This window comes from Thermoleptolyngbya oregonensis NK1-22 (assembly GCF_032705245.1).
GTDB classification, from domain to species: domain Bacteria; phylum Cyanobacteriota; class Cyanobacteriia; order Elainellales; family Elainellaceae; genus Thermoleptolyngbya; species Thermoleptolyngbya sichuanensis.
Map to the genome: position 1 here is coordinate 3,201,024 of NZ_CP053540.1, position 19,102 is coordinate 3,220,125.

Annotated in this window: 16 protein-coding genes; 5 read left to right on the forward strand and 11 right to left on the reverse strand. The window is 56.6% G+C overall.

The window, feature by feature from the left end:
• Positions 1-124 precede the first annotated feature (124 nt).
• The 4 genes from HNI00_RS13595 to HNI00_RS13610 all read right to left on the reverse strand — a co-directional run bounded on the left by HNI00_RS13595 (position 125) and on the right by HNI00_RS13610 (position 3,759).
• On the reverse strand, positions 125-1,030 hold the full coding sequence (locus HNI00_RS13595; protein WP_316787000.1) for a cytochrome c oxidase subunit II: 906 nt from the start codon (positions 1,028-1,030) through the stop codon (positions 125-127).
• A 56-nt stretch (positions 1,031-1,086) separates the two neighbouring features.
• Positions 1,087-1,692: a DUF2231 domain-containing protein gene (locus HNI00_RS13600; protein WP_316787002.1), complete on the reverse strand. Its 606-nt coding sequence runs from the start codon at positions 1,690-1,692 to the stop codon at positions 1,087-1,089.
• Complete coding sequence (locus tag HNI00_RS13605) at positions 1,693-2,190, reverse strand: DUF2231 domain-containing protein (protein ID WP_316787005.1); 498 nt, start codon at positions 2,188-2,190, stop codon at positions 1,693-1,695.
• A 237-nt stretch (positions 2,191-2,427) separates the two neighbouring features.
• Entirely contained in the window at positions 2,428-3,759 is a 1,332-nt protein-coding gene (locus HNI00_RS13610) for an NAD(P)/FAD-dependent oxidoreductase (RefSeq protein WP_316787007.1), read from the reverse strand.
• Between the two features lie 435 nt (positions 3,760-4,194).
• Between HNI00_RS13610 and HNI00_RS13615 the strand changes: the two genes are divergently transcribed.
• Positions 4,195-4,830, forward strand: a complete 636-nt coding sequence (locus HNI00_RS13615; RefSeq protein WP_316787009.1) for a hypothetical protein — start codon at positions 4,195-4,197, stop codon at positions 4,828-4,830.
• 716 nt (positions 4,831-5,546) lie between these two features.
• Positions 5,547-6,017 (forward strand): tetratricopeptide repeat protein, encoded by a 471-nt coding sequence (locus tag HNI00_RS13620; RefSeq protein ID WP_172357138.1) that lies wholly within the window; start codon positions 5,547-5,549, stop codon positions 6,015-6,017.
• Positions 6,018-6,220: 203 nt separating this feature from the next.
• On the opposite strand, the gene fmt is transcribed toward HNI00_RS13620, so the two are convergent.
• The 4 genes from fmt to holA all read right to left on the reverse strand — a co-directional run bounded on the left by fmt (position 6,221) and on the right by holA (position 9,424).
• Entirely contained in the window at positions 6,221-7,228 is a 1,008-nt protein-coding gene (fmt, locus tag HNI00_RS13625; RefSeq protein ID WP_316787013.1) for a methionyl-tRNA formyltransferase, read from the reverse strand.
• 235 nt (positions 7,229-7,463) lie between these two features.
• Positions 7,464-7,724 (reverse strand): hypothetical protein, encoded by a 261-nt coding sequence (locus HNI00_RS13630; RefSeq protein ID WP_068515540.1) that lies wholly within the window; start codon positions 7,722-7,724, stop codon positions 7,464-7,466.
• A 30-nt stretch (positions 7,725-7,754) separates the two neighbouring features.
• Positions 7,755-8,234: a DUF4168 domain-containing protein gene (locus tag HNI00_RS13635; protein ID WP_316787016.1), complete on the reverse strand. Its 480-nt coding sequence runs from the start codon at positions 8,232-8,234 to the stop codon at positions 7,755-7,757.
• Between the two features lie 194 nt (positions 8,235-8,428).
• A complete protein-coding gene (holA, locus tag HNI00_RS13640) occupies positions 8,429-9,424 on the reverse strand; it encodes a DNA polymerase III subunit delta (RefSeq protein ID WP_316787018.1) in 996 nt (331 codons plus the stop codon).
• A gap of 754 nt (positions 9,425-10,178) precedes the next feature.
• Here holA and dnaA point away from each other — a divergent pair.
• Together dnaA and HNI00_RS13650 are read left to right on the forward strand one after the other, a co-directional pair.
• Positions 10,179-11,570, forward strand: coding sequence for a chromosomal replication initiator protein DnaA (gene dnaA / locus HNI00_RS13645; protein ID WP_316787020.1), 1,392 nt, complete (start codon positions 10,179-10,181; stop codon positions 11,568-11,570).
• 45 nt (positions 11,571-11,615) lie between these two features.
• Positions 11,616-12,542: an ADP-ribosylglycohydrolase family protein gene (locus HNI00_RS13650; RefSeq protein ID WP_316787022.1), complete on the forward strand. Its 927-nt coding sequence runs from the start codon at positions 11,616-11,618 to the stop codon at positions 12,540-12,542.
• Positions 12,543-12,690: 148 nt separating this feature from the next.
• Here HNI00_RS13650 and HNI00_RS13655 read toward each other — a convergent pair whose 3' ends face one another.
• Both HNI00_RS13655 and HNI00_RS13660 read right to left on the reverse strand, forming a co-directional pair.
• A complete protein-coding gene (locus tag HNI00_RS13655; RefSeq protein ID WP_316787024.1) occupies positions 12,691-14,667 on the reverse strand; it encodes a protein kinase domain-containing protein in 1,977 nt (658 codons plus the stop codon).
• Between the two features lie 474 nt (positions 14,668-15,141).
• On the reverse strand, positions 15,142-16,245 hold the full coding sequence (locus tag HNI00_RS13660; protein WP_316787026.1) for a hypothetical protein: 1,104 nt from the start codon (positions 16,243-16,245) through the stop codon (positions 15,142-15,144).
• A 1,075-nt stretch (positions 16,246-17,320) separates the two neighbouring features.
• Here HNI00_RS13660 and miaB point away from each other — a divergent pair.
• Positions 17,321-18,676, forward strand: a complete 1,356-nt coding sequence (gene miaB, locus HNI00_RS13665) for a tRNA (N6-isopentenyl adenosine(37)-C2)-methylthiotransferase MiaB (protein ID WP_316787028.1) — start codon at positions 17,321-17,323, stop codon at positions 18,674-18,676.
• On the opposite strand, the gene HNI00_RS13670 is transcribed toward miaB, so the two are convergent.
• Positions 18,673-19,053, reverse strand: a complete 381-nt coding sequence (locus tag HNI00_RS13670; protein ID WP_316787030.1) for a phage holin family protein — start codon at positions 19,051-19,053, stop codon at positions 18,673-18,675. The two genes, miaB and HNI00_RS13670, sit on opposite strands and share 4 nt — an antisense overlap.
• Positions 19,054-19,102: the final 49 nt, after the last annotated feature.

Consider the following 19,102-nt stretch of genomic DNA (forward strand, 5'->3'; position numbering starts at 1 on the left):
AGGATTTTAGATTTTAGGTTTTGGATTCTGGTTTTTGGATCTTGGAAGGATAAAAGTCTGGAGACGGGTCTGGGGACTGGCCTTGCGGGGCTATATCGCTCTCTTGTCTCCCCGACTCTTTCAGCTAGCCTTCTGCCAGTGCATTGACCAGTGGCGGCGGTGCGGGGGCGATCGTCTTCCAGCCGCCAAATCGCTTCAGTCGTTTGTTGGTGTATTCCGAGTAGGCGGGGTTTTCGGCGGGGACGGCAGGCTGAGCAGCGGCGCTGGCGAGCCACTGGCGATAGGAATCGGGCGACTCCACTACTACATTGGCCGTCATGATGGCGAAATAGGTGCCGCTGAACTGGGAATCGTTGAGCCGATAGGTGCCTTCGCGCACAGGCGTAAACTCAAACTCCGTCGTGCGTTTGGGCATGATGTCTTGCTTCAGCCGAAAGGCAGGCACGTAGAAGCCATGAATCACTTCATCTGCGGTCATCCGCAGGCGCACGCGCTTGTTGACGGGCAGATGCAGGTCGGCGCTGACCACGCCCGCATTGGGATAGCGGAATGACCAGGCCCATTGCTTGGCGTAGACCTCTACCTCCTCTAAGGGTTCGGGTTCCAGGTCTGCGGCGTAGGCTGTGGGCGTGGTGCCTGGCATGTGGTGCAGGTGAACCAGATCCATCGGCCCGCGCACGGCCATCTGCTGATAGGTCTGGTAGCTGTAGGCTGCTAGAAAAAACACCAGCAGCAGCGGCACTGCCGTCCAGAAGATTTCCAATTTGACGTTGCCCTCCATGTGGGGGCCGTCGCTGGTGTCGAAGCGGCTGACGCTCTGGGTGAAGACGGTATAAAGCACCAGCCCTGTGATGCCCAGCAGAATAAATGCGCCAATGGCAGAGAACAGGCTAAATAGGTCGTCGATCAGCATGGATTCGGCCGAGGCTTGGGGCGGCAACCAGCCATAGGCCTGCTGCCCAACCCAAATGCTGGCTGCTACCAGAATCGCGACATACACTCCGATTCCGGCAATGGTTTTCAGGTTCATCGTGTCTCCTTCGCGCTTGTCTCAGCAGCTTAACTTCAGCAGCGTAACTTTAGCTGCTACTTCAGCAATAGGTTGGGGTCTTGTCCTGTTCGCAGCAGTTCGCTGGCGGTGATGTGAACCCCGAACTCGGCGGCTAGCTGTGCGCCTAGCGTGCCGTGGACAAACATGATGCCCAGCACTGCAACGCCTGCGAGTAGGTAGCTCCACTGCACTTGGCGGCCCATGTCCTTGCGCCAAGCGAAGCGCTGGAATCCGCGCCACACTGCCATACCGACGATGATTGTCAGCAAAAACACGCCGCCCACCCCGTGCAGTAGCATAGTAGGCATCGCTTCCAGTCCCCAGGCACTTTTCACGCTGGGATCGGGTGTTGCCAGCATGATTTCATAGAAGCCGGCTGCCACAGTGAAGAAGGTGACAATCGCTGAGGCCAGCACATTGTACCAACCCACGTCAAAAAAGTTGGAGCGCACTGCTGTCAGCGACAGCATCTTGAGGATGGACTTTTCTAGCGGGAAGAAGGCTCCAGCGAAGTCGAAGGCGATGCCGATGATGAATAGACCCAGGGTGATGTGAACCAGGTTGGGGTGGATTGGAATGCTGTAGGGTAATCCGTTGGGGCCAAGCTGTGACCCGATCTGCTCGAGGAGTTCTGGACTCATTTACAGCACTCCCTCGCGAATTGCCTCAACTACAGGCACGGTATGCAGGCCGTAGACCCATACCAGCTTATCGCCCAGGTAGACTTGCACAAACACCAGCGCCGCCAGTACCAACCCTGCGCCCAGGTAGGGCATTGGCAGCTTTCCCGGATCGCGCGATCGCAGGATGAAACGCCACGCCGTCATGCCTGCCAGAATTGCCGACAGCGACCAGCCCAGAACTGTGTGGGCATTTAGCACGGGCACTACGGCATCGTAGGGTTCTGCCAGCCCTGCCTCGATCTGTCCAAAGATGATGGCGATAAAGATTGAGAGCGTGGCAAAAAACAGGTTCCACCAGCTCACTTCATAGAGGCGGGTGTTTTTGGTGAAAAAGGCGATCGCATCGCACAATACTGCAAACAGCGCCATCGCAATCACAAAGTGAACCACGATGGGATGCATGGTGTCGGGATAGGGCAGGTTGTGGTCATTCAGTGGAGGCAAGCTGAACTGCATGACTGGCGGAAACCAGCTGAGTGTCAGCAGTGGAGGTATTTTAAGCATCGCAAATATCAAATCCATTGCGTTCTCCGGACATGTAAACCAGGATCGGGGGCAGACCGTTGGAAAAACAGTAAATGAAAGAACAGTCAAGAAAATTGCAAGGAGATCGTAAACCCACTTGTAGTTTCAACCTGTGGTTTCAACTTGCGGTTTCAACCAGTCGGTTGCCACAGCTTGCAGTTTCAGGATTCAGGCAATCCCGGATGCATCTGAAATGGGCTGGGGCAAGGCTTGAGAAGTGAGCGACGATCCCACGGGTACTGTGATAATGCGAGAACCCCGCTCACGGGTCAAGTAGGTCCAGGTCCATTGCAGCAGCACCGAAAGCTGATTTTCAAGCTGATTTAGCACGGCAACGTGAACCACAAGCCAGGCCAGCTTTGCCGGAAGCCCGCTCCACTGAATGTTGCCAACCTGCATTACGGCAAACTTGCGCCCGATGGTAGCCATGCTGCCCAGATCCACGTAGCGGAAGGGAGGCAGTGCGGGTTTGCCGCAAACGCGGGCATCGATCACCTGTCCTGCATAGCGACCGCTTTGCATGGCTGCCTGGGCCAGGCCCGGAACGGGCTTGCCGTCGGATTCCATCTGGGCGGTGTCTCCGACCACAAACACGTTGGGATACTGCGGCACCGAGAGGTCTGGCTTTACTGTAACTCGTCCGGCCCGATCCGTCTCGGCGTTGAGCCACTTGCCTGCGGGTGATGCCTGCACCCCGGCTGTCCAAAAGACATTGCGGCAGGGAATCCGTTCTCCAGCCACTGTTACGCCGCCCTCGTCGATATCTTCAACTCGGCAATTCAGCCGCACTTCTACGCCCAGGTCTTCTAGTGCTTTTTGCGCTTCGGCGGAGAGGTGTTCTGAGAAGGCAGGCAAAATGCGTGGACCGGCTTGTACCAGGATGACGCGGATGCAGGCGGGATCAATGCGGCGGAATTCTGATTTGAGGGTCAGCCGGGCCATTTCGGCAATGGTGCCCGCCAGTTCTACCCCCGTGGGGCCTGCGCCCACCAGCACAAACGTCAGAATATCAGAACACTGCTGCGCGTCGCCTTGAAGTTCGGCTTGCTCAAAGGAGCGCAGGACGCGATCGCGGATTTGTACAGCATCCAGTACAGTTTTTAGCCCTGGCGCGATCGCCGCCCATTCGTCTTTGCCAAAATATGTCTGCTGTGTGCCCGTCGCCAAAACCAGATAATCGTAGGGCAACGTGCGATCGCCCATGAAGACCAACTGCCGTTCGGGATCAACGCCCGTCACCTCGGCCATAGCCACGGTTGCGTTTTTTTGCGACCGCAAAATTTGACGAATCGGGGACGCGATATCGCTGGGCGAAAGCGTCGCTGCCGCCACCTGATACAGCAGCGGCTGAAACAGGTGATGATTGGTGCGGTCAATCACCGTTACCTGCACCGGAGAGCGAGCTAGGGCCCGTGCTGCCTCGATGCCAGCAAACCCACCCCCGACGATGACCACGCGGGGAAGCGTATCAGGGCGATCGCCCTTTATATCGGCCTTCATATCGGACTTCGACGCTGCTTCCGTTAAGTCTGTTGAAATAGTTGAAATAGTACTCATAAAATCCTAGAGGCGCTGCCTAAAGACCTGATGATGCTCGTGCCTGAACAGCAAACCGACTCAAAGAACCGACAGCCAAACCAACCGCTCAAATGCGTCAGAATCTCTGGATTATCCCGATAGCCCGCATTGCCTATCCTGTTGCTAAACTCGTATACCAATTTCGTAACAGCGGGCTACGTTTTTGAAAGTATTATGCAATGTGAAATGAGCGGAGCATGTATTCCTCATCACGCCAAAGTATTGTTACAACAAGGCTTTGTAGAAATTTAGGAATTGCTTAGGAATTGCCAAAACCTGAGAGTATGTCTCTGAAGCTTTAGACTTCTTCAAAGTTTGGGTTTCTATAGATTCGGTAGATCGAGATCGGTAGATCGCATGATGCCATCCTGGTTTTCGCAATTTCTAGACCTGGTTAGAGGGGCGATCGCCCTTGATCCCCAAAGCTTCCTACGCCTACAAGCCTCACCCGATGGCGAAGCGATCGCCCTCTGCGTCATCCTGTTGGCTGCCTTCTCGCAGTCCCTAGCCCAGAGCATCATCCTGTTTATCAACCGAGTCAGCCCCTTGCGATTTGTCATTAGCCTGCTGATCAGCACGCTGCTGTTTGCCTTTGGCTGGCTGTTTTGGGGAGCCAGTACGCTGGTCGTACAGCATCTTTTGTTTACTTCAGATGCCAGTTGGCGACAGGTCGGGCTAACGCTCAGCCTCGCCTACGCGCCGCAACTGCTCAGCCTCTGGGTGGCGCTGCCCTATTTCGGCGTGCCCATCTACATCCTGCTGTCAATCTGGACGTTTCTAGCGTTTTTGACGGGTATGACCACCGTGCTGGGCATCGACACCTGGCAGGCATTCTGGTGCGGGGCGCTGGGCTGGCTGGTAGTGCAGGTGCTTCAGCGCACCATCGGCCGTCCGATTAACAATGTCGGGCGCTGGATGCAGACCGTCGCTGCTGGAACGCCCCTGATGCAAAACCTGCAAGAGTTTCAGCGACAAGTGCTGCGGTCGAGGTAGACGCTGAAGGTACAGCTAGTACAGCTAGGACGAAATTTCTAACCAGAGATATACGTCAAGCTGAGCAGACATTTGTCACACTGAAGAATGAGAAATTTTAAGGAATTTCCCCACTAGCCCTGCTCTGTTGCAACGATTTTGCTGTTTTTTGGCAATAGCTGTTTTCAGCAATGGTTTAGGCAGTTCCGTCCTGTGGTGTATTTTCTGAAAACTCTAGTTTTTAGAAGCGTTTTGCGAGGGTTCTATCTCTAGAGTGGGGCGATATTCTCGGTCTTCTACCTGTTTGGTCAGGGCGATCGCCCTCACGAAAGGCTACACTGCAAGCCGAAAAGTCAAGTACAGCCCATTTGTAAAGAACTGTTTAGTCAAAGTTAATCTGAGTCCTGCATCCCTTGCAGGTCAATGCTTTTCAAGCATCCGCAGGTGCATCTAGCGTATTTTAAGGCAGACAAAAGTTTAAAAATGCAGGATAACGGATACAGAGGCCTAATCTAGGGGCTTGAGATACGAAGCCTGACTCACAGACCAGACTGGCAATCTGTTCCGAAGAATCCTCGTTGCTCTCGGCAAGGCCGATCTTAATTCAGTTTCCTTGATGCAATTTCCCTTGATGCAGTCCTGCTGCACTAATGCTAAAGATTGACTGCCTGGCCGTCTGCAAACTGCCTCGGCTGCGGATGTTGATCCCAATCCTGACCTTTAATCCCTGTTTAGTCATGGACAACACCTTGATTCAATCTTTATTGGAGAATTTGAAAGATCCTGATGAATCAATTCGCGATGCTGCTACGCACGAGCTTTGGCGGCTCTGGTTTACGCAAAAGGGTGCAAGAGGGTTAGAACTGCTGGAGCGCAGCCAGACGCTCATCGATGCAGGCGAATATGGCCATGCAGAGCAAGTCTTGACGGACGTAATTGCTGACCTGCCCGATTTTGCCGAAGCCTGGAACCGTCGGGCCGTACTGCACTACATCTGTGGACAGTATCAAAAGTCTCTGGCCGATTGTGAGCAAGTGCTGGCGCTAAACCCGATTCACTTTGGCGCAATGCATGGGCAAGGACTCTGCCACATGGCGCTGAAACAATACATGGCGGCTATTCACGCCTTCCGGCAAGCGCTGGAGATTCAGCCCTACGCGCTGGAAAATCAAAAGATGATCCTGGAATGTACGGCAAGGCTGAGCTAGGACAGCGGGATCGGGATTTTGATTTTGGATTTTGGATTGGCGATTTTAGATAGCCAATTCTTGGATAGGCAATTCTTGGATAGACAATTCAAAGACTTTGCAAAGCCTTCAGCGCAGAGTGTTCAGCGATTTCGCAGGTGGTCCTGTTTGAAGAGTCTGCGTGGTCGGATAGATAGTCGGATCGTCGGGGTCAGCGCTGGGGATCAGGTGGGTGAGGAGGTGAAGGAATCGCCGATCGCCAGTCTGGTTCCATTGGCCCAGTCCCAGCCGCTTTGGGGGCGTTTCCCAGACGGCTGCACAGTCAGCAGCAGCAGCAGCCCGTCCGACGTATTCACCAAAACGCCGTGATGTTTGAGCAGCCCGACGATTGTGCCAGGGGCTTCGGGGGAGGCGAGGCGGGGCTGCCAGTCTACCCGGAGGGACTGAACCGAGTCGGGGATGGGCAAGTCTGGGGCTGTGGTGAGAGGAACCGTGGAGAGTACCTTGAGCGGCTGCCCGCGGAAGTGGGTGAGGCAGTTTGGGTAGAAACCGCGCACTTGGTTGTGGAGGGCGATCGCCCCCCGGTTCCAGTCCAGCCAATAGTCTTGCTTTTGGATCAGCGGTGCGTAGGTGGCCTGCGCGTCGTCCTGCGGGATGGGCTGAACCTTACCCTGGTCTAGCCCCAGCAGCGTGTCGATGAGCAGGTCGGCTGCCTGATTTGCCAGCACCGTGGCGAGATCGTGGGCATGGTCAAACCAGCCGATGGGCGTGGTGGCCTTCAGCAGCATAGGCCCAGTGTCCATGCCTGCATCCATCAGCATGGTGGTGATCCCCGTTTCGGTTTCGCCATGATACAGGCTCCACTGGATTGGCGCAGCCCCGCGATATTTGGGTAACAGTGACCCGTGGGCGTTGATGCAGCCGAGGCGGGGCATGTCAAGAATTTCGGGGGACAGGATCTGTCCGTAGGCGACGACGATGAACGCATCGGCCTGGGTGCGGCGCAGGTTTTCCAGGGTTTCGGCATCTTTTTTGATGCGGGCTGGCTGCCAGATGGGCAGGTCGTGCTGGAGGGCGATCGCCTTGACGGGAGACGGAACTAGCTCACTGCCGCGCCCCCGTCGCTTGTCGGGCTGAGTCACCACTGCCACCACCTCAACGCCGGGCTGACCGAGCAGTCGCTCTAGCGAGGGCACTGCAAACTGCGGCGTACCAAAAAACACAAGACGCATGGCGCAAACCAGAGAAGGGGGCGATCGGGCGGCCGTCGGGCTGTCGTGGGGGCTGTCGTGGGGGCTGGGGCGTTTGCCCCACAACTAGTTCACAACTATTTCACAATTGTTTAATGACGATAATGACGATAGCGATCATCACGTTAATGACCGTTACGACCATTTAACGACACGTTGGCGCAGGCTCCAGGTTTGACAGTCCTTGGCGCTGCTGCCCTGGCTTTGGAGCGTTCGCTCAGCCGTGTCGATTCACTTCCTGTTGCAGCCACTCGTCCACAGGCTGGCCGTCTTTGCGGCGCAGTTCTACATCCGTCATCATCACCAGGCCAGACTCCGGGGGGGCCGGATACTGGCGGAAGGAGATTTCGTAATCATCCGGGTTTTCGTTGCGCTCTCGCAGCCAGTCTTGCACTTTGGTGGTGGCAAAAAAGCCCTGTCCGTCCTGGAACATACGGCTAATCTGCATTTGCAAGGTGTAGGGCTGGAAGCGTGGCATTGGCTCTAACGTCCCTTTTGATGACGAGGTTTAGCGCTGACGACGAATCTCAACGATGGCCTGACGAATCTGGGCGGCGAGGTTGGGATTGCTCTGCTGCATTGCCGTAATCTCGTTGAACCGTCCAATGGTCATGCCATTGCCTTGCACCACCGTAACAGACTGGGTGCAAAAGTCTGCCACAATTTGGCGGATATTGCGGGGCAAGCTGCGGAGGTCGTTGGATTGGGTACACATCAGCGAGGGCAGGGGTGCGCCTGCGCTTTGAATGGCCTGCACTGCCTGCTGTCGATAGGGTTCGATTTCCAGCACAGAGGCCGCATAGCTGCGAATTTCGCCAGTAGAAACGGCTGCTTGCGCCAGGGCTGCGTCGCTCAGTTTGACGGAACCTGTCGAGACCTGAACATCGGGAACCCAACCCAGCAGCAGCCCCGCCAGAGACAGCGCACCCGCCAGCAGCGGTATGGTGAGGCGGCGCTTTGGTCGAGAAGGAATCAAAAAGTGAGTCATAGGAGTTTTGAACAAGCCTGTAAACACAAGGAAGAATGGTTAATGTTAGGCGTAACCTGTTTTAGCCATCCGCTTATTCTGAATTATTTTATGCGAGGGTTGTTCCTGCGATCGCCCAAGTTCGCCCAAGTTTTAGAAGGATGCTCCATATTTTTTGATGCGAGTAGGTTTTTGGCCAGTTGCCCGACGAGGCCCTAGCTGCGCTGGCCGGTGCCGCTAAACACCTGACAGAGTTCAATGACTTTACTTTGCATCAGCACGCGCTCGTCTGCGCCGTGTTTTAGCCCGGCTTCGAGCTGGAGCAGCAGCGGCAGGCTTTGCTGCAATCGATAGAGGGCGATCGCCCGCACGTCTTGCTGCAAAAAGTAAATGCGCTTGGGGTTGGCGATGTCGGCGGCACGGGCGATCGCCGCGTTGTCTCGTTCACCCGATTCGGTCATGAGCTTGACCCACAGCCAGGTGCGAAACTGCCCCACCAGCGTCGCCACGATTCGCAGCGCAGGTTCATTGCGGGCAAACAGGTCGGCAACCAAAGCAATGGCGCGACCCGTATCGCCCAGGCGAATCGCCTCGGCCAGCTTCAGGCTGTTTTGGGCAGAGGCGCTGACCAATAGGGCGATCGCCCCTTCGTCGATGGGCTTGTTGCTGCCTGCAAAGAGGTGCAGCTTTTCTAGCTCGTTGTGCAGTCGGCGAGTATCGTTGCCAATCGCCTCGGCCAGCAGTTGGGCCGCGCCAGGGGTGAGCTTTACGCCTGTGGACTGGGCCACCTGGCGCACGCGCTGCACGATCTGGTCGGTCTGCCAGGGGGCGATCGCCGCAAATTCGCGAATCTCGGCATGTTTTTGCAGCAGCTTGGTGGATTTGGCGCGGCCGTCGGGCTTGCTGCTGCTGGTCAGCAATAGCACGGTGCTGTCGGGGATGTTTGGCAGCGTCCGCGATAGCTCTGCCAGCAGGTCCTCTGAGCAGCGCTGGCAGAGGGTCGTTTCCGCTAGCCAGACCAGCCGTTGCCCCATGCCGAAGGGGGGAGTCATGGCCTGGTTGAGCGCCTGGATCACGCCGTCGGGCTGCTCTGGGGGAATCTTGTCGTAGTTAAAGCTGGCCCAGTTGGGATTAAGCGTGCGATCGCGCAGATCTTTCACGGCCTGCTGCATGGCGTATTCGTCATCCCCCCAAAACAGATAGATGGGCATTGGGTCAATGGGTTTTCAATAATTTAAGTAACTACTCAGGCTACCGTTCGCCCTCATCCCCTAGCCCCTTCTCCCAAATGGGGAGAAGGGGGACGAAACCCTGGTCTTAGCCCTTCTCCCGCTCTGGTAGAGGGGTTGGGGTGAGGGCATCCTGAGTAGTTACTAATTTAATTAATTTTCAAACGTGTCAAGCGAAGTCCTGCTAGCCAGGGATTTCAGGTCAAGGACGGGCCGCGCACCATAGGGCACGACCTCACAGGTCGATCGGCAGCGTTACAAGATTTTTCTAGAAGCGGCGTGTCAAGAAAACACAGGCTACAGTTCTTGATGAAGGCATACAGTTTTTTGCGTTTATTCACCAATCCCTATATATGGAATTTATATAACAATCTCACGGCACATCTAGTAGTCTAGTTAAGCTGGTAGAAAAGAGGAGCTGGCTTTGGGCAAACTGCCTGCGGCCAGTGCTGCTGTCTCTGGGGCTGTTCTGGGGGCTGTTCTGGGGGCTGTCGCCCTGCCTGGGGCTGTCGCTCTAGAGAGAGCCTGAGAGATCCTATGGAGATCCAGAGGAGATCCAGAGACCTCATACCTCGCTAGCCGCCATCTGCCAAGTCCGAACTGCTGAGGGAGCGCTGGGTGTTGTTTAGTCTGGAATCGTCTAGACCTGCAACATCTCAGACTGCAATGTGTCAGTCTGCAACCGTCAGGGTGGGGTCGCTGCATTTTGGGCAATTCACCTGGGAGAAGAGCAAACGTGGAAGTCGTGCTAGAAACCTTTTGGACAGAAGTATTGGAGCAGCTCCAGCTGAAGCTGAGTCGCCCCACGTTTGAAACCTGGATCAAGTCCGCCACCGCAGAGCAACTGGACGAAAACACCCTCGTCATCTGCACGCCCAACCCCTTTGCCCGCAACTGGCTGCAAAAGCATTACTTAAAAATCATTCACGAGGTTGTTGAAGAACTGCTGGGGCATCCGGTCGAGATTCAGATCACCGTGCGCCACGGAGAAGACGGAGAAGGCATGGCCGATCCGGGAGACATGCTGTGGCCCATGCCTACGGAGGCGCTGACCGAGCCATCGACCACGCCTAAGCAACGCCCCAAGCCCTCAGACCTCAACCCGCGCTATGTCTTTTCTCGATTTGTGGTGGGGGCAAACAATCGCATGGCCCACGCGGCCTCGCTGGCGGTGGCCGAGTCGCCGGGGCGCGAGTTTAACCCGCTGTTTCTCTGTGGCGGGGTGGGGCTGGGCAAGTCGCACCTGATGCAGGCGATTGGGCACTATCGCCAGGAAATCGACCCCGACTCGCGGGTGTTTTATGTGTCTACGGAGCAGTTCACCAACGACCTGATTACGGCGATTCGCAAAGACAACATGCAGAGCTTTCGGGAGCAATATCGTCTGGTGGATGTGCTGCTGATTGACGACATCCAGTTTATTGAGGGCAAGGAGTACACGCAGGAAGAGTTTTTCCACACGTTCAATACGCTGTATGAAGCGGGGAAGCAGGTGGTGCTGGCGAGCGATCGCCCCCCCAGTCAGATTCCCCGCCTGCAAGAGCGACTTTGCTCTCGCTTCTCGATGGGGCTAATTTCCGATATCCAGCCGCCGGATCTGGAAACGCGCATGGCCATTTTGCAAAAGAAAGCGGAATACGAAAATATGCGCTTGCCCCGCGAGGTGATCGAGTACATCGCCTCTAGCTACACGTCCAACATTCGCGAACTGGAGGGGGCGCTGATTCGGGCGGTGGCCTACGTGTCGATTTCGGGCTTGCCGATGACCGTGGAAACCATCGCGCCCGTGCTGAACCCGTCTAATGAACAGATCGAGGCTTCTCCAGAGGCCGTGATGATGGCTGTGGCGGAAACCTTTGACGTGCCCATCGAAGACCTGAAGGGCAGTTCCCGTCGCCGTGAAATCAGCATTGCGCGTCAGGTGGGCATGTTCCTGATGCGTCAGCACACCGATCTCAGCCTGCCCAAGATTGGCGAGGTGTTTGGCGGCAAGGATCATACGACCGTCCTCTATAGCTGTGAGAAAATTGCTCAGCTCAAGGAAACCGATGTGGAACTGTCGCGGACGCTGCGCCAGTTGAGCGATCGCATTGGGTTGTCGGGATCGTCCAAGAGTTCTGCCCGCTAGCCCAAATGCGATGAGGGTTGTGGGAGCGGTGGGGGAAAGACGCGAATGGGCGATCGCCTACTGAATCAGTATCGGGGAGCGCTGCTGGGGGCGGCCCTGGGCCAGGTGCTAGGGGCAAACGCACAGGCGCAGGAACAGCCGGACTGGCGGCAGGTCGAGCGCTGGGGTTTTGATCCGCCTGCGCCGCATGACTCGTCACCTGATCTAGCGGCAGGGCTGGGGAAATCTGTGCTAAGCCTGGGCGAAGGGTTGATTCGTCAGCCCCAGCAGTCGGTGGCGCTGCCGTCGGCAATTCTGGGTCATCCTACCGCGCTGGCGATCGCCACGTTGCCCCTGGCGCTCTATACGCATGACCATCCCGAACAATTGCGATCGCACTTGCAGCGGCTGGATGCGCCTGCGTCGTCGCAGTCGGTGGCACTGGCCGTTGGGGAACTGGTGTCGCAGGCGATGCATGCCGACCAGTCGCCCCAAGTGCTGATCGAACGGGCGATCGCTGCTCAAGACTTACTGCCCATTGCGCCAGATCTGACGACTGCGCTCCAGCGGGTGCATATCGCGGCTCAGCAAGACTCATTGGCGATCGCCCGTCATACCCTGTTCGCCGAAACGCCAGCGGAGTATTTGCCGCTCTGTCTGGCGCTTTACTGCTTTTTGTCTACGCCGGACGATGCGGCGATCGCCCTGCGACGGGCCGCGCAAATCAGCCCCTCACCGCTGACCTGTGCGCTGGTGGGCGCATTTTGTGGGGCCAGGAACGGCAGCAGCGGACTGCCTGCTACGTGGCGTGGGCAGGCGCATCGGGCGGGTAGTGTTGCCGCCCTGTGGGGAATTCCAGAATCAGCGATAGATTCGCTGGCCGCCATGCTTTTCGCCGCCTGGGCCGGGATCTATCTGCCCACGCTTCGGGGCGGCAAACTCCCCCATCGGGGTTGGGTGGTTGCGCCGGCTGGCAAACTCCGTCCTCGCTGAGGTCGGCAGGACGGTTGCTGAGATTGGGTGGTGTGTTGATGGAAAGAACGAAGAGGGAGGAGGGAAGAACGAAGAACGAAGAACGAAGAGGAAAGAACGAAGAGGGAAGAACGAAGAACGAAGAGGGAAGAGCGGAGCGGGAGGACGGTTACCGAGATTGGGCGGCCTGTTGACGGAGTGCCTTTGCAGCAGCGTCGTTGGGGTCGAGTTGGAGGGCCTTGTCGAGCGCGATGACCGCATCGCTGTAGCGGCGCAGCGTCACCAGCGCAGCACCCCGCGTCCTCCAGGCTTCGGGCGAATTGCGAAAGAGTCCAATGCCTTTGTCCAGCGCCACCAGCGCTTCCGAAGACCGCCCCAGCTTTTGCAGCGCCACGCCCTGCTTGACCCAGCCGTTCGCGTTTTCGGGATGCTGTTTGGAAACAGACTCGTATACCTGAAGTGCTTCATAGGTGCGGTTTTGCAGCAGCAGCGCGTCCCCCTTGCCCAGTTGCGCGTCGGGGTCGTTTGGACGATAGGCCAGGGCATCGTTGCAGGACACGATTGCCTGTTCGGGGCGCTGCAAGGTGTTGAGCGCCTGACATAGCCCCACGTAGGCTTCGACCAGCTTGGGATCTAGGGCGATCGCCTCGTTATAGAGCGACAGCGCCTCGTCCGGGCGATTGTCCTGCGCTTTTTGCTGGGCCTGGGTCAGCAGCGCTGCTGCCTGTTCTGTCGGCGTGAGGGAGACCACTTCGCCGGGGCTGGGAGGATTACCGGGACTATTGTTAGAACTGTTAGGGCTGCTGATGGGGGTTGCCGGCCGGTTTTCTAACCAGCGCACCACCAGCCAGGACGAAAGCGACGTAGCCGTGGCGATCGCCACCACTGCCGACAGCAGCACCAGCGGAGTCCACCGGAGCATCTGCCAGGAAGAGCTGGGTGTAGAGGGAGGTGCAGGAATGGCCCCTGAATCGTCTCGCCGAGGAATCACGTCGGTCAGGACGTTTGTGTGATCGACTGCCTCGGCCGATGACTCCACCCACTCAACGCGAGTCACTCGTGTCGGATCAGCCTGGGGCTTGATCATGGTTTCATCCAGCGACAACGGCGGATGAATCTGCGTGCCGATATCGTCCTGCGTCGCCTCCCGCAGTTCCATTGGGGTCACGACCGATCCCGACGCGCTGCTATTGCCCGCGCTGTTGGGATAAACCAGGGATTCTGTCAACGCTGTGGGTGTGTCTGCGATTCGAGCGGGTGCTGCTGAGGGCACAAACTCTAACGGCATGGGTATTTCCGCTTCGACTGAGATGGTTTCCAAGGCCGCCAGCGCTTCGTCGGCTGTGCTATAGCGATCGCGAAAGTCATACCGCACCATGCGATCCAGCACCTCTTTGAAGGCTGGGCTGGCCTGGGGCGCAAGATGCTGCCACTCCAGTTCTCCCCGTGTGTCTTCCCCCAGCCGTCGCGGATGCACTCCTGTCACCGCCTGCACGCCCAGCACCCCAACTGCGTAGATGTCGCTGCTAAAGCGGGGTTTGCCTGCAATTTGCTCGTTGGGCATGTAGCCCTGAGTGCCAATGGAAATCGTGAGGTTGGTGCTTCCGGCTTCTGCGGCCTGGGCGCTGACCTGCTTCACTGCGCCAAAGTCGATCAGCACGATCCGCTGGTCGGCCCGCCGCCGAATCAGGTTTGAGGGTTTAAGGTCACGGTGAATTACCTGCTGCCCGTGGACAAATGACAGCACTTGCAGCACGTCCTTCAGCAGGGCGATCGCCCGTCCCTCAGACCAGACCTGCCCCTCTACCAATTCGCGGGCGATAGACTCCCCTTCAATAAACTCTTGCGCCAGGTAAAACTCACGATCTTCCTCGAAGTGGGCCAGTAGCCGGGGAATCTGGTCGTGATCGCCCAGCCGATACAACACCTGGGCTTCCGTCTCAAAACAGCGTCGAGCCATTGATAGCGTGTCGTCGCTGTTGATCTGGGGTTTGAGGTGCTTCAGCGCACACCGAGGATGTCCTGGAAGGTGCAGATCTTCTGCCAAATAGGTGCGCCCGAAACCGCCCGTGCCCAGTTGCCGCAGCACACGATAGCGTCCACCCAGGGGCTTATCCGAATTGAGAAGCGGAGTCGAACGGCTCATTCAGCAGGGTTCATCTTGCATAGACGGGCGGCAGCGCAGAGTCGCCACTCCCGATGACAGACACTCCGACTAGCTAGGAACTGGCAGACTTTCAACTGGGCGCAGCATAAACCTGTCGCGACTCTCAGCCTAGAGCAACATGGCTCGATCGGCTTGTCAAACGCTTATCTTTCTGACAGAAATTCGGCTAGCAACTCGACCAGTGACTCAACCGACAGGTTAGATACGCCACAAAATACCAGACCCACGCCGTGGGAAAGAAAACGACCGGGAAGACCAGCTAACGGGTCACCCGAAACAGACCAAGTACCTAATGGGTACTGACTTATCCGGGATATCTCAGATGCACCTACTTATTAGTTATACACAAGTTCGCACGTCTGGTTCGGATAAACCCGCCTAAAAGTCGGGCGATCGCCCGCCAGCATACCTTTCAGCCGTATCCCTCTGATCAGTATTGGTTTGGAATGTCTCCTAGCGCGATCGCCCTTTTTGCAGGCGATACCCAACGCCTAAAACCGCCAATAGCCCTAAAGCGGCTGAGGGCTCGGGCACTGGTTCTGGTGTCGGGGTGGGCGTTGGAGTCGGGGTGGGCGTTGGTGTCGGAGTGGGCGTTGGAGTCGGGGTTGGAGTTGGGGTGGGCGTGGGTGTTGGGGTGGGCGTGGGTGTTGGGGTTGGAGTCGGGGTGGGCGTGGGCGTAGGGGTCGGAGTCGGGGTTGGGGTTGGAGTCGGGGTGGGTGTCGGAGTTGGCGTAGGTGTCGGAGTCGGAGTCGGAGTCGGGGTTGGGGTTGGAGTCGGGGTGGGCGTGGGCGTGGGTGTCGGGGTGGGCGTGGGCGTAGGGGTCGGGGTTGGAGTCGGTGGAGGAACTGGCGACACCAGAGAGGTAAATTCTGCGCCAACTAAATCAATTTGATAATCCAAAATGGGGCCGCTATAGCCGGGTCTGCCAACCCAGCCGCCTAGCCTGCTGTCGGGATTGAGCGCACTCACCAGCTTGTTGCGATCGGCCCTAGCATCGGAAAACAGGAGATTGCCCGCAGAATCCACCGGGTCGTAGTTATAGCCAGAAATTGCCAGGAAATAGAGTCCGTCGGGAATCGTATTCCGAGGTAGGCGGAGTGTAGAGCGCCTTGTGCCCGGATTGGCGCGACCGGGGTCATCGTCTGGCGTGTTGTCGTTGGCAAATAAGGCTCTACCTTCTGAGTCGAACAGGAAAAGCTGCGTGTCTTCAAACAGGGTTTTGCCAAGGTTTCCTGTGCTGGCCATAAACTGCCCAGCGCTGTTCTTGATTTGAATGCCAAACAGGTCTGCGTTGCCGCCCAGAGTACCCAAGATGGCAGTGAGCTGAGTTCCTGCAACGCGAGTATTGGCAAGCTGGGCCGTGCCAAGGGTTTGCCCCGCATCCCCGACTTCAGTGAATGTAGCGGCACTGGACGTCGGGGCGATCGCCATCGACAGACACAACCCGCCCAGTGCGAGGATGAACGACTTGATCGGGTCTAAACTGCGCTGCTGGCAGATTGCAAATGGTCGATGCGCCACTACAGACGATGCAGCGGAAGAGGGAGATGCAAACATGGCTAGACTTAACTGAAATTTACCAGAATGCTTTTTCTACGGGAGAAACAGCTTATAAACACTGGTGCCAGAGGCATCGGTGTCTCTGACCTTACAGCGTCGAAAATCTAAGATTACGCAATGGGTGCTGAGCTTGTTGACGTTGAGCCTATTGGCGTTCAGCGCGTTAGCTCTAAATCCTGAACCTCTTCAAACTCTGAGATACCAGTCGCATAGCGACCTGGGCCTATGCTCGACTCATGCTCAACGACTTGCGATAGATGCACCTGATGAATGAGAAATGCTGATTACGAGCGCTGGCTACAAGCGCGATCGCAACAACTTCAGCAACCTCAGCGGATGTTACGTAAATTTACCGAAAGCTCAATTCAGTATCTACGTAGAGTACTGCCTTCAGGAAAAATTGGCAAACTGGCTCGTTATAAAACGAAAATTAGGCTCTCAACCAAGAACCAAACCTCTAACCGAGAACCAAATCGCTAGCTTTAACTCGTCTTTAAAGAACTGGAAACCGAGGCAACAGGGAAAGTTTGAAGGGAACACAAGGTGAGCCTGACTATCTAACCTACGCGCTAACCTACGCGCCCGTAGCCTATGCAAGAGCGTTAAACAATTTGCCGAATCTCTCCAAAGAATAAAGATATTGTAACCAAGGACACGGAACCTGTGTGGTTTCTACGTGAAGTTACGACGATTAATTTGCGGAAATTCCGTAAATTTTGAATCAAGGACAGGACTTAAGCACTTGCAATAAGCATTCTGGGTTTTGGACAACTTCTCGCGGGCGCAGCCCGCGAGAAGTTGTCCAACTGCGTAAGTCCTACAAGGAGTTGGAATGGCGTAGGGGTGTGCGCTGTGTCGTACTGAGCAATATGGCTCTGTAAGGTCGGTACCAATGCCTCGGAGCCAATGCCTCGAAACCAATGCCTCGAAACCAATGCCTCGGAGCCAATGCCTCGAAACCAATGCCTCGAAACCAATGCCTCGAAACCAATACGGCCCAACCCATCCAGTCCCCACCTATAATGATTAATGCCTTATCAATCCTGACCCACCCGCAAGCTTATCTTCACCTATGACCGCCTCCCCTCGCCGTTTTCACATCACCACCTTTGGCTGCCAGATGAATAAGGCAGATTCCGAGCGGATGGCTGGCATCCTGCAAGACATGGGGTTTACTTGGTCAGACGATCCCGAAGCCGCCGATCTGATTCTCTACAACACCTGCACCATTCGTGATAATGCCGAGCAGAAGGTCTATTCCTATCTAGGGCGGCAGGCCAAGCGCAAGCACGAGCAGCCTGACCTGACGCTGATTGTGGCGGGCTGTGTGGCTCAGCAAGAAGGAGAAGCCCTGCTGCGGCGCGTACCAGAGTTGGACTTGGTGATGGGGCCGCAGCACGCCAATCGTCTGCAAGACTTGCTGGAGCAAGTGTTTCAGGGCAGTCAGGTCGTGGCGACGGAACCCGTCCATATTATGGAAGACATTACCCAGCCGCGCCGCGACAGCACCGTGACCGCCTGGGTCAATGTGATTTATGGCTGCAACGAGCGCTGCACCTATTGCGTGGTTCCCAATGTGCGGGGGGTGGAGCAGTCGCGCACGCCAGAGGCGATTCGTGCTGAGATCGAAATCTTGGGGCAGCAGGGCTATAAAGAAATAACGCTGCTGGGGCAAAATATCGACGCTTATGGACGTGACCTGCCTGGAGCCACGCCGGACGGCCGCCACTTGCACACGCTCACCGACTTGCTCTATTTCATTCACGATGTGCCGGGAATTGAGCGCATCCGGTTTGCCACCAGCCATCCCCGCTATTTCACGGAGCGGCTGATTCGCGCCTGCGCCGAGTTGCCCAAGGTCTGCGAGCATTTCCACATTCCCTTTCAGTCGGGAGACAACGACGTGCTGAAGGCCATGTCTCGCGGCTATACCCACGAAAAGTATCGCCGCATCATCGACACCATTCGTCGCTATATGCCCGATGCGTCGATTAGCGCTGACGCAATTGTGGGCTTTCCAGGTGAGACGGAGGCGCAGTTTGAAAATACGCTGAAGCTGGTGAGCGACATTGGGTTTGACCAACTCAACACGGCCGCCTACTCGCCGCGTCCGGGCACGCCCGCAGCCAACTGGGACAATCAGCTTTCGGAGGAGGTCAAGAGCGATCGCCTCCAGCGGTTGAATCATCTCGTTGCCGCTAAAGCAGCCGAGCGATCGCAGCGGTATCTGGGCCGCGTTGAAGAGGTGCTGGTGGAAGACCAAAATCCCAAAGACCCGACTCAGGTCATGGGGCGCACTCGCGGCAACCGCCTTACCTACTTTGAGGGCAGCTTGGAGGAGCTACGCGGACGGGTCGTTCCTGTTAAAATCACCGAAGTTCGCGCCTTTAGCTTGACAGGTCGCGCCCTCGTCGCCGCTGAATGCTAGCCTGCTAGCTGGGTATAGATGCCGAGTTTGCCCAGCAGCCAGAATAGGAAGCTGTTGATAAAACTGAGGGCGATCGCCCCTAGCAGCGCACTGAAAAAACCCCAGCGCAGCCGAAACCCTGGCACCAAAAAGGCCGCCAGCCCAAACACAATCGCGGTTGCAACCAGACCGAACAGCCCCAGTGTCAGCAGGTTTAGCAGCCTCAGCGAACTCAGCAGCGGCAACACCAGCGAATTGAGTGCGCCAATCACCAGCCCAGAGAGAAACGCCTTGGGGAAACCGTCGATATCAATGCCAAGGGGCAAGTTAGAAATAATCACTAGGCTCACTGCCGTCACCAAGGCAAAAATGAGCAGTCCGATAATCCAGCCTTCCATAGTTCTGAAGTAATTTGCTAAAGAGTTGCTAAAGAGTTTTATGGTCTGA